The organism is Solibacillus merdavium, from assembly GCF_014836935.1.
In the GTDB taxonomy this organism is placed as follows: domain Bacteria; phylum Bacillota; class Bacilli; order Bacillales_A; family Planococcaceae; genus Solibacillus; species Solibacillus ferritrahens.
The window spans coordinates 1-9,260 of the sequence record NZ_JACSPW010000033.1 but is presented as its reverse complement, the minus strand read 5'-3'; the positions used below and the strand labels follow the sequence as shown (position 1 = coordinate 9,260).

Genomic DNA, 9,260 nt, shown 5'->3' with positions numbered 1-9,260 from the left:
CAACCCCCGCTTTTCTAGTACTTAATGAGGATTGTACAGCCTTGGAATTATCAGAAACAATCACAAATTTATTGATTATACGATTCATATTATGTTCTACATATCCTTTCAAATATATTTACAATCAGTGTGTTTAATAATTTTAAAAATATTAAATCATAATGTTATAATGAAATGTAAATTTGTGGGAAAGGGGTGTAGAAAGAGATGGAAATCAATAGTATCGGCAAGACAATTAAACAATTAAGACTAGATAAAAAAATTTCTTCTCAATCACTATATACGGGACTTTTATCCCGTCAGGCCCGCAGTAATTTTGAAAAAGGTGATAGCGATACAACAGTAAGTAAGTTTTTCATCTTATTGGATCGTTTAAATATTTCACTAGATGAATTTTATGTAATTCATACACAAAAAGAAAGTGTTGAATTTCATTTGTTTACCGATATCGCTTCTGTATATTACAAAAAAGATATCGAAGGATTAATATTGTTAATTAATAAATTAAGCAAAGAGTATGAGAAAACAAATAATATCAAGTATTACCATTATAAAATTATGGTGGAAAATATGCTGCGTATACTAAAAAACGAATCCCCATCCAAAGATTTCGAACAATTAAGTAATTATTTATTAAATTGTGATTCATGGGGATATTATGAAATTATGTTATTTTCCAATTCAATTAATTACTTCTCACAAGATTTAATCGATATTGTGTTTAAACGTAGTAAAAGCATAATTACGAACTTCCGTATATTAAGAAGATATCGCAATGAATACGCAATGCTTCTTTTGAATATTATTAATAAAAATATACTAGAATCTAATTTTCCGGTGGCTGAAAAATATTTCTTAGAGTATGAGGATATGGCCGAAGTGTTGCAAAACGATATGTACTACCAAACGATGCGTATATATTTTCGTGAAGTTCTTGAAGTAACTACGAATAAAAAGCAGTCTACGGAAGATTTAGAAAAGGTTATAACATATTTAGGATATTTCAATATGGGTAATAAACAAAAACAATGTATTGCACTTTTAGAACAATTAAATTTTCATGTTGAAAAAAAGACGGACAGAAACTTAGAGATTGCCTTTCATATAACAAAAAAATAGCTCTTAAAAAGTAGTATTTATATCCATTAACATGGGTGTGAGATGCTACTTTTTTTATGAATTATAAAAAAGTCAATTATAGTGGACATTTAATATAAATAGGTAAAAAGATGCTAATATAATGCAATGGCGCAAATTAAATACTATAAATATAAGGGAGGATTGTTATGAATTTAGATTTAAAATCGTTAATCCAAGAATTTTCAAGAACAGAAATAACGACACTATGGATGCATCATCGAATAGAAGATAAATACTATAATATCTTCTCTATTGTAGAACTTTGCCCAATTGAGCAGCAATACTCACTTCCGATTGAATCAAGAAGAAAATATGGGGAAAGAGTACCTTTTGTATATATTAAGCTTGATCAACATCGAACACTTTATCTATGTAGAGAATTTAGAAAAACCCCAGAAGAGGGGTTGAATTATTTTCTTAATCCTAAAATATCACAAAGAGCTCTAAGTAATGCAATGGATAATGTAACGATAAATTCAATTGAAAAAGTAAAACCTATTTTAACAAAAGTCACACTATTTCCAAGTATGCCTTTGGAATATATATTACCGAAAAGATCTGTTGCATTTCGGATATGTGCCTCTTTTGATGACAAACAAATGATATTAAATCAATTAAATGAGCAAGACATTTTTAAGGTGGATACTTTAACTAAGAAATACCTTGGTTTTGATTTATCTACTTATAAAGAGTACATCGGTGCAATGATATTGGCGCTACCAAATCCTTACTTGAGGATGGTAAAAATAATAGGGGTTCCAAAAGAAGCCTCAATTATTGCCTCATTTTACGAAAGAATTGGTAAAAGTATTATAGGTGGGGAGATTGAAATTTCAGATATTCGAATTTCTGGTCAAGGATTTCAAATAAAAAGGAAGATACTAAAAAATAAAATGCTTATTAAATTACCATACATAGTAAAAGGGGTAAACGTGAAATTATTTGATACGTATAAGCATTTAATTTATGAGGACAAAATAAAATTATTTTAAATTATTATAAAACAGAAATGATGAAGGTGAAAAATTCCAAGATAAAGATTTGTTACCGTTCATTTGATAAAGACTATTTTTCCTTGGAGGATTTAAATGATTTCAGAAGACTGGAAATTACTTGATGTTTACGGCCAATTAAAAATAAATAAGCAAAGTAAAGAAGAAATAAAACTTCTCGCAACAGAATTAATCTATTATTATTTTGAGACTGAGGATGAAATTAATATTAAGCAATTATTAGAAGAGTTATCTGTTATAAATAATGAATTAATAACAGAAGTTGTACAAATCACGCTATGCAATATTCAAATAGACGCCCTTCCTCAACAGGAAAATTATGCAAATATAAGGAAGGCGTGTGTAGGGCACCTTTCAAACCATTTAAATGATTCGATTAATTTTTTTATTAGTAAACAAACACATACTGCTCTTTTAGCGGGAATGCTGCTGCACTTTGAGGTACATGATTCTAAAAATAGTGAGAAGATTTGGGAAGCATACTTAACAGTTATCGAGAACAATGAAATCTTTTGGTCTTATAATCTTCAAAAGGATTTAGATGATTATCAATTTTTATGGCTTTCAGCAGGAATATTAGCGCAACAGGATAAACCATTGGAAAGTTTTAAACTCGCAGTGAATCGGATAAATCACATTTCAGAGGGATGGGGAATAGCAGATCATGCATCAAATAAAAAGTATAAACAAATAATCCATTTATATATGGTTGGGGCTATGGCTTCTGAATGGTTAGTAGCTAAGGAGAGAAATGATGAGGCTGCCCAGCTTTATAATTATGTATTTCATAAAACAACCAGTTACTTGAGAAATTCAATTCCATATGAAAAGGATATTATTAATCCATTAATAATTGAACTATGGTCAAGATTACCACGAATAAAGCCAGCAGATTATCTTGATATAGCCCTCTATACAATTCCTTTATATGATGAATATAAACATATTCTTTTAGCATTAACTGAATTGTATTATCACTCTAACAACAAAATCGATATAAAGTTATTAATGCGTGAAATTCATGAAGAGTTTTTTCCGTTAGAGAAAATAATGTATGCTCATGATGAAAATATATTAAATTGGTATGAGCAATTTGACTGGTGGTTGGAATAATTCCCTCGGTATTGAAACAGAATATGACCGTTTAAAACAATGAAACACATTTCGCCTTAAAAGCGAAATGTGTTTTTCTGTTATCTAATAAAAATTAATTGTAAAATAAGGTGCTTTCTGACTACTATACTCTAATCCTACAATGGCATGGTTGAAGCGCGATTGTAGGAGGTTGTCACGATGTCCTTTACTATTCATAAAGCCTTCATGTGCATAAATTACATTATAGTGACCATAGGAAATATTTTCACCCCATGTTCTAAGCTCTGCTTTGCTCATCCCACCGCTGATCATGCGGTCATAAGGAGATGCACCTGAAAGACTCGTATGAGAGAAATAGTTGTTATCAATCATATCTTTACTATGCTTTCGAGCGATGGCAGCCCATTGAGGTGAATGTGTTAATGGTTGAACACCTTCAGCAGCACGTGCTTGGTTCATGAGTTCGACCATTAATTGCTCGGAATGTTTTTGTGTATCCGAAATATTTCCATAGAAGCCATCCTTTTTCACTTCGTAATCTTTGTGTACATATAAAATCGAACGAATCACATTCTTTTTATGCAAATCGTAGAAAAATGTAACGTAATAATCATCAATCAAATAGAAATTATATTCCTCGGACGATGCGGTATTATAGTTAACGTTTCCACGGCGAACTGATGCATTTTTCGTTCCGTACTTCGCCTTTACCTGTGCAGCAGTAGCGGTACCAATTTTAAAATTTTGGGCACCGAAAAAGCTTTTTCCCTCTTTAGTCATATAGCGTGCCACTATTTTATTGTTATCAACACCTTCTAACTCGAACTCTAAATTTTTGCCGGTCTGTTTCCAGGCAAAGTCATATTCGCTATTGTAAGTTGTTGTAGCAGTATCTGGTTTTTCAGCAGCTGGTGGGGGAGGCGTGTTTCCTCCTACTTGTCCAGTATTTTTATAGTTTAGTGTACGATATAAAAAAGTAGCCATTTGCGCACTAGTTACATTATTATTCGGTAAAAAACGATTGGACTCATCGCCTGTTGTAATCCCGTGACTTGCCAAAATATTAACATAATCATAATACCAGCTTGATTTTGAAACATCTCTAAAGCTATGAGTATCTTTTGCTTTTAATTTGAAGCTTTCTACTAAAATTTTAGAAAGATGTGAGCGTTTGACAGCCTGATCCGGATTGAAGTTACCGTACTCATCTCCATCAAAAATACCAGCTTCATATGCCCAAATAATCTCCTTTGAGAAAGTAGTTGAATTTCTCAAATCTTTTAACTGACTATTATAAGAGCGTACTTTCGGAATAGATAAACTTGAATCATTTGACAATATTGTATGAAGAATTTTAGATGCTTCTGCTCGAGAAACCGGTCGGCTGAAATTAAATTGATTGCCGGATTTATAGTCATAAACGTTTAGATTATTTAAATATTGAATAGCTTCTGTGTGGGAATTACGGCTATTATCTACATCATAAAATGTTTTTTTGGCCGAAGCATCATCGCTAGCTATGAATAACGCAGAAGCGAAGAATGTGGCAGCAAGGAAAGTTTTTGTCATTCTTTTTTTCATCCGTTTCTACTCCTTTTTATTTCGGATTATTTTAGTGAATGCGCTTTTGAAAAAGAGCGGGAGAATCAGTGTTATTTCTGACTTTACCCGCGCATTTTATTCTCAAACACCAGTTATTTCATTAAATACCATAAAGTTTCCCTCCATGTGACATCTACATAGTCCCAGTCAAATGTCTGTAATGGATATGGTCTGAATGTTGGAGCTAATAGGTTTTTTTCATCTCCATCTATAAAAATCTGAGTTGTGGCAATAGGTGCTGTGAAGACGGCTGTATCTTCCAAATCACGCTTAGAAGGTATCTCTTCTTTTTCATCTGGATTTTTTAGTTGAACCGTCTGAATACGAGGTTCAGCTGGTATTTTCGTCTCTTCAGCATTTTCTTCAACCGATTCTTCATACATAAATTCCGTTTGCTTGATCTCTGCTTTATGCTTAAAGGCAACATTGACAGGCTCTAGTTTAGTTTTTCCATCGTCCCCAACTGCATAAATCAGATTTTCTTCATTGCCCTCCTTATATTGGACAAGCCAATGATCCCTTACTTGGAAACTATCATTTGCTTCTACTGTTGTAATTTTAGCTTTAGCTAGAGTTCCGATTGGCTTTTCCAACAACATATCTGTAGGTTCAATACTTACTTCATAAACCGTTTCATCACGATTGATTTTTTTCTTTTTTAATATTTCATTAAAGGCAATGGAATTACGTGCCGGAATTTGCTGCTTTTCCAATACATTGCCCTCAACACTATATTCATCTTTTTCACCAAATGAAATTGTAGCAGATTGACCTATTTCTATTTCCTGCCAGTCTTTATATGTTACATAGGCTACAACTTTCTTTTCTTGTGACTGAATTTTAAAAGTAATGGAATCGCCTTCGAGTACAATCTCTTTGACAACACCGTCAACTGGAGAGGTAAGAGAGTTATTACTGCTTAATTGTGAAATCATACTATCCAATATACTTAGCTGGCGTTCGGTTTCTGCAATGGAGCGCTGGATAATCGCGATGCCTTCTGCAGTTGGTGTATTTTGCTCAATGCCAAGCTCCAGCGTTAGATTAATATTCCAGTTTTCATTATCCCCTAGTGTTGTTGAATCTGTTGCAGTACTTGGCGTTGAACTACTGCCTTCATACTGTAAATCGGAAACAATCCTTTCTAATTCAGCTAATTCATTTGCATAGGCTTCCCGGTCAGTTTGCAGGCGTGTTACTTCACGTTCGGCTTCTTCCGGCTTATAAATTGCTAGTTCGCTCAGGGCGCTAATGCTTTGCCCTTCTGCAACAAGCACTTCGTTAATGGACTGCACAGGCGCTGCAATGAAATGCTCATACTTAGAAGATACTACTGCATCGGTTTCAAAAACTTTTTCATGATTTTCTGCTACTGCAAATTGCACATTATTAATATAGTATTTCTTTAAAATAATATCGTTGTCCTTTAATAGTAAATAGCCGTTCACCACTACAAAGAACATGGCGAGTATACTAAAGAACTTTACTTTTTTTGTAATAAGCATTATTGACCAAGCCACCCTTCAATCCAAGTTAAGATAGGAAGAATGCTAGATAATGCGACAAGCAAGGCAACAATAACTTGAATCAATATTAATTTTATAAGTAAAGCTTTTGGACGCTCGACCCAATTAGATAAAAATATGTATTGAATCCATACTGTAATAATTGTTGCTATTGTTAATTGGTTTAGAAAAAATAATAAATAGTCTTGATAATACACGTATGCCATCATCGGAGCCAATGAGAACAATGTAAATGGTGTAGAAAAACCAGCAATTGCAAAAACGATGATTGTCAGTGTTTTCTCAAGGACTATGAAAAGTAACGCATAAAGCTGAATCTTTTGAATCCAGCGATAAGGAATTTTTGTGAGTAAGTAAATTACATATGTAATGACGTAATAATGGAAAACAAAAAATAAAATGCCTGCTAAAATAGATCCGATTAAAGACATCATACGGGCAAAACTATATAAATGCCCTTCACCATTTACAAGTAACGCGGTTAAATCGGCTGTATTCATCCCCCAAAGGTTACGTGCAATAAAAAAAAGTAACGTAAAGCCAAAAATTGCCCAAACACTTTTTAAATACCCTTTAAGATGATGGCTTTCGCTACTTTCAAGGTTATGTATTAATTGCGAGGGGTGAGAAAGCTGCTGCCAAAATTTGAATTCGTACATAAATTCACCTCAATAATTTTTATAACATATGATAAGTACCCCAATTTAAAGGGATTTACACATATATTTACAGTCTAATAGATGACTAAATCAATTATAAGTCTTTTAAGTTAAGAAAATGAATTAATATGTGTATTTTGAAAATATATACCAAGAATAAAAAACTTCCCAAACTTACAAATAAACATAAATTATCCACATTTATTAACTTTATTTTTGCTAAAATTATGTGGTAAGGATATTAAAGGAATGAGTGGTAAATTTTAATGAAAAAGAGCTTTATGCTATTTATTATAGTTTTATTCGGTGTGATCGGGTTTGCAGGTGATGTATTTGCAGAGGAAGTGTATGCTATTATTTCTGCTGAGCAAGGGTCCAACATGACAGCTACAGCAAATCCGGACGGCATGAAAGTTGCGGTATTGAAGCAGGGAGCTCGAGTGAAGCTAATACGCCAAGAGGATAGCTGGTCGAAAGTTGAATATAATGGTCGACTTGGCTGGGTTCGTAATGAATCTATTAAACCATTTGCAGAAGACTTACTCCCCGTGTATTCGATATATTATAAATTGCTCGAGGAGACAGAGCATCTCGTTTATGCATTAGTGAATGATTTCACGCAAGATGGTATAGAAGATTTATATATCATTGTTGATGCGGATCCTACAAAAGGACAATATATTGAAAAGATATATAGTGGCGATACAGTCATATATCAAAAAAACTTAAAACATGGTTTAACCGTGTTAAAAGATACGACAGATTATTATTTATTCCATCATACACAGACAAATTCCGAAAAGAAATTTACATTATCCGAATTAAATGATCAGGCAAAAACGGATTATTATGAAGTAAGTGATGGGGAAGATTCCTATGAAATAGTAGCCAATACATATTTGAACAACTATTTTATCGTGCAATCAAGTAATGGAAAACTTTCAGAACTTACCTTTACACATGAACAAGTAACTTCAAAAAATTACTACGGCGGAGAAAAAAAGAATGAGTATGATGAAACGGTTTATTTAGAAAAATTTAGTTTATCAAATGGTGGTAAAACAAAGGAAGTTTCAGAAAAAGAGTATGAAGAACTTTTTGCGAAGTACGAAAGGGCCAAGGGTGCAAAGGTAATCTACAGTGATGATTATAAATCAGCATCGCTTTCGGATAAGTTTTCGTTTGATTTAAATCGTGCCAAAAATGAGTTGTTGAATTTAGCATCAAATGTTAGCTCAGTGAAAAAGGCCGAAATGCTACCCGGAGAAATGGAAAAACTGAAAATAAAGCTTGCCCAATCAGTTTTCCTTGAAATGCCTTACGAAAAAGCAGTTTCCCGTAATGCATATACAATGGTGAAGAATGTAGAACAGGGAGTGCAGCGTGGTTTGCCAGGCTATGAATTAAGCGCGCTAACTACAGATAGCGCATATTCTCCACAGGAAAATATGCAATATATTGATCGTTTGCAAATCGAGAATGTAATTCGAGATTTTTATGGCACCACAATTAATGCGGAGGAATTCAATGCATTGGCTTCTGCTGAAGATAGATTTTTTAATGAGACAATGTACCAATTTCCTTTAGAGGGTGATGAGGTAGTAGATGACACTTATATTTACCGCCAGTTATTAAGTGTTGAGCAGTTGGGAAATGGCTATGATGCACTTGGTTTTGCAGATTATCAAATGCCTTTAGATGTAGCAGTAACAGAAGCAAACGAAAATGCATTAATTGCAGGTAAACAATTGCAGAAAGGTTATGTCGTGTTCAAACGCCTTCCATTTAAATCCGAAATGAAATGGGTATATATCGATACTATTTCAAGTTTAGACTTAATGGATATGAAAAAGTATCAAGTTTATGAAAATACATTACCACTTTTGCAAAGCTTAATCGCAGAGGAACAAATTGTAGAGGGAACTGAGCTGGATAAAAAAGAAGAACCGCTCATTGCCACAGCTGCCACTGGGGAAGAAAGTTTAGGGATGGAAGTGGAAGAGAAAGCTGCATCGTGGAGCTTAATAGTAATTGTGTTAGCTTTAGTATTTAGTTTATTTGGTGGGGCATATTTATTTTACAATAAGAAAATAAAAGTTAATAAAGTTTAGTGAATATCAAAGCTGTCTCTAATTTTATAGAGACAGCTCAGACTGTAGACAAACTCGAAGAAATTCGAGTTTGCCTACAGTCTTTTTTGTTTTAAAATAAAGTTAACTGATGAA

Annotated in this window: 7 protein-coding genes; 4 read left to right on the top strand and 3 right to left on the bottom strand. The window is 33.2% G+C overall.

Annotated elements, in window-relative coordinates:
• The first annotated feature begins 207 nt into the window (after positions 1 to 207).
• The 3 genes from H9632_RS18485 (at position 208) to H9632_RS18475 (ending at position 3,266) form a co-directional block, all read left to right on the top strand.
• Positions 208 to 1,119: an Rgg/GadR/MutR family transcriptional regulator gene (locus H9632_RS18485; protein WP_191705529.1), complete on the top strand. Its 912-nt coding sequence runs from the start codon at positions 208 to 210 to the stop codon at positions 1,117 to 1,119.
• A 167-nt stretch (positions 1,120 to 1,286) separates the two neighbouring features.
• Positions 1,287 to 2,132 carry a hypothetical protein gene (locus H9632_RS18480; protein WP_191705528.1) on the top strand — a complete coding sequence of 282 codons (846 nt, stop codon included), beginning with the start codon at positions 1,287 to 1,289 and terminating at the stop codon, positions 2,130 to 2,132.
• Positions 2,133 to 2,228: 96 nt separating this feature from the next.
• Positions 2,229 to 3,266, top strand: a complete 1,038-nt coding sequence (locus tag H9632_RS18475) for a hypothetical protein (RefSeq protein WP_191705527.1) — start codon at positions 2,229 to 2,231, stop codon at positions 3,264 to 3,266.
• A gap of 84 nt (positions 3,267 to 3,350) precedes the next feature.
• Here the strand turns inward: H9632_RS18475 and H9632_RS18470 are convergent, their stop codons facing one another.
• The 3 genes from H9632_RS18470 to H9632_RS18460 form a co-directional block, all read right to left on the bottom strand.
• Positions 3,351 to 4,829, bottom strand: a complete 1,479-nt coding sequence (locus tag H9632_RS18470) for an S-layer homology domain-containing protein (RefSeq protein WP_191705526.1) — start codon at positions 4,827 to 4,829, stop codon at positions 3,351 to 3,353.
• A 113-nt stretch (positions 4,830 to 4,942) separates the two neighbouring features.
• Positions 4,943 to 6,355 carry an efflux RND transporter periplasmic adaptor subunit gene (locus H9632_RS18465; protein ID WP_191705525.1) on the bottom strand — a complete coding sequence of 471 codons (1,413 nt, stop codon included), beginning with the start codon at positions 6,353 to 6,355 and terminating at the stop codon, positions 4,943 to 4,945.
• Entirely contained in the window at positions 6,355 to 7,035 is a 681-nt protein-coding gene (locus H9632_RS18460) for an amino acid transporter (protein ID WP_191705524.1), read from the bottom strand. The genes H9632_RS18465 and H9632_RS18460 overlap by 1 nt, the downstream gene beginning before the upstream one ends.
• A gap of 266 nt (positions 7,036 to 7,301) precedes the next feature.
• Between H9632_RS18460 and H9632_RS18455 the strand changes: the two genes are divergently transcribed.
• Positions 7,302 to 9,146 carry an SH3 domain-containing protein gene (locus tag H9632_RS18455; RefSeq protein ID WP_191705523.1) on the top strand — a complete coding sequence of 615 codons (1,845 nt, stop codon included), beginning with the start codon at positions 7,302 to 7,304 and terminating at the stop codon, positions 9,144 to 9,146.
• Positions 9,147 to 9,260 lie beyond the last annotated feature (114 nt).

Excerpts from the sequence above, each read along its gene's own strand:
- H9632_RS18480 (WP_191705528.1), top strand. The coding sequence starts at position 1,287 with ATGAATTTAGATTTAAAATCGTTAATCCAAGAATTTTCAAGAACAGAA.
- H9632_RS18470 (WP_191705526.1), bottom strand. The coding sequence starts at position 4,829 with ATGAAAAAAAGAATGACAAAAACTTTCCTTGCTGCCACATTCTTCGCT.
- H9632_RS18460 (WP_191705524.1), bottom strand. The coding sequence starts at position 7,035 with ATGTACGAATTCAAATTTTGGCAGCAGCTTTCTCACCCCTCGCAATTA.
- H9632_RS18475 (WP_191705527.1), top strand. The coding sequence starts at position 2,229 with ATGATTTCAGAAGACTGGAAATTACTTGATGTTTACGGCCAATTAAAA.
- H9632_RS18455 (WP_191705523.1), top strand. The coding sequence starts at position 7,302 with ATGAAAAAGAGCTTTATGCTATTTATTATAGTTTTATTCGGTGTGATC.
- H9632_RS18465 (WP_191705525.1), bottom strand. The coding sequence starts at position 6,355 with ATGCTTATTACAAAAAAAGTAAAGTTCTTTAGTATACTCGCCATGTTC.
- H9632_RS18485 (WP_191705529.1), top strand. The coding sequence starts at position 208 with ATGGAAATCAATAGTATCGGCAAGACAATTAAACAATTAAGACTAGAT.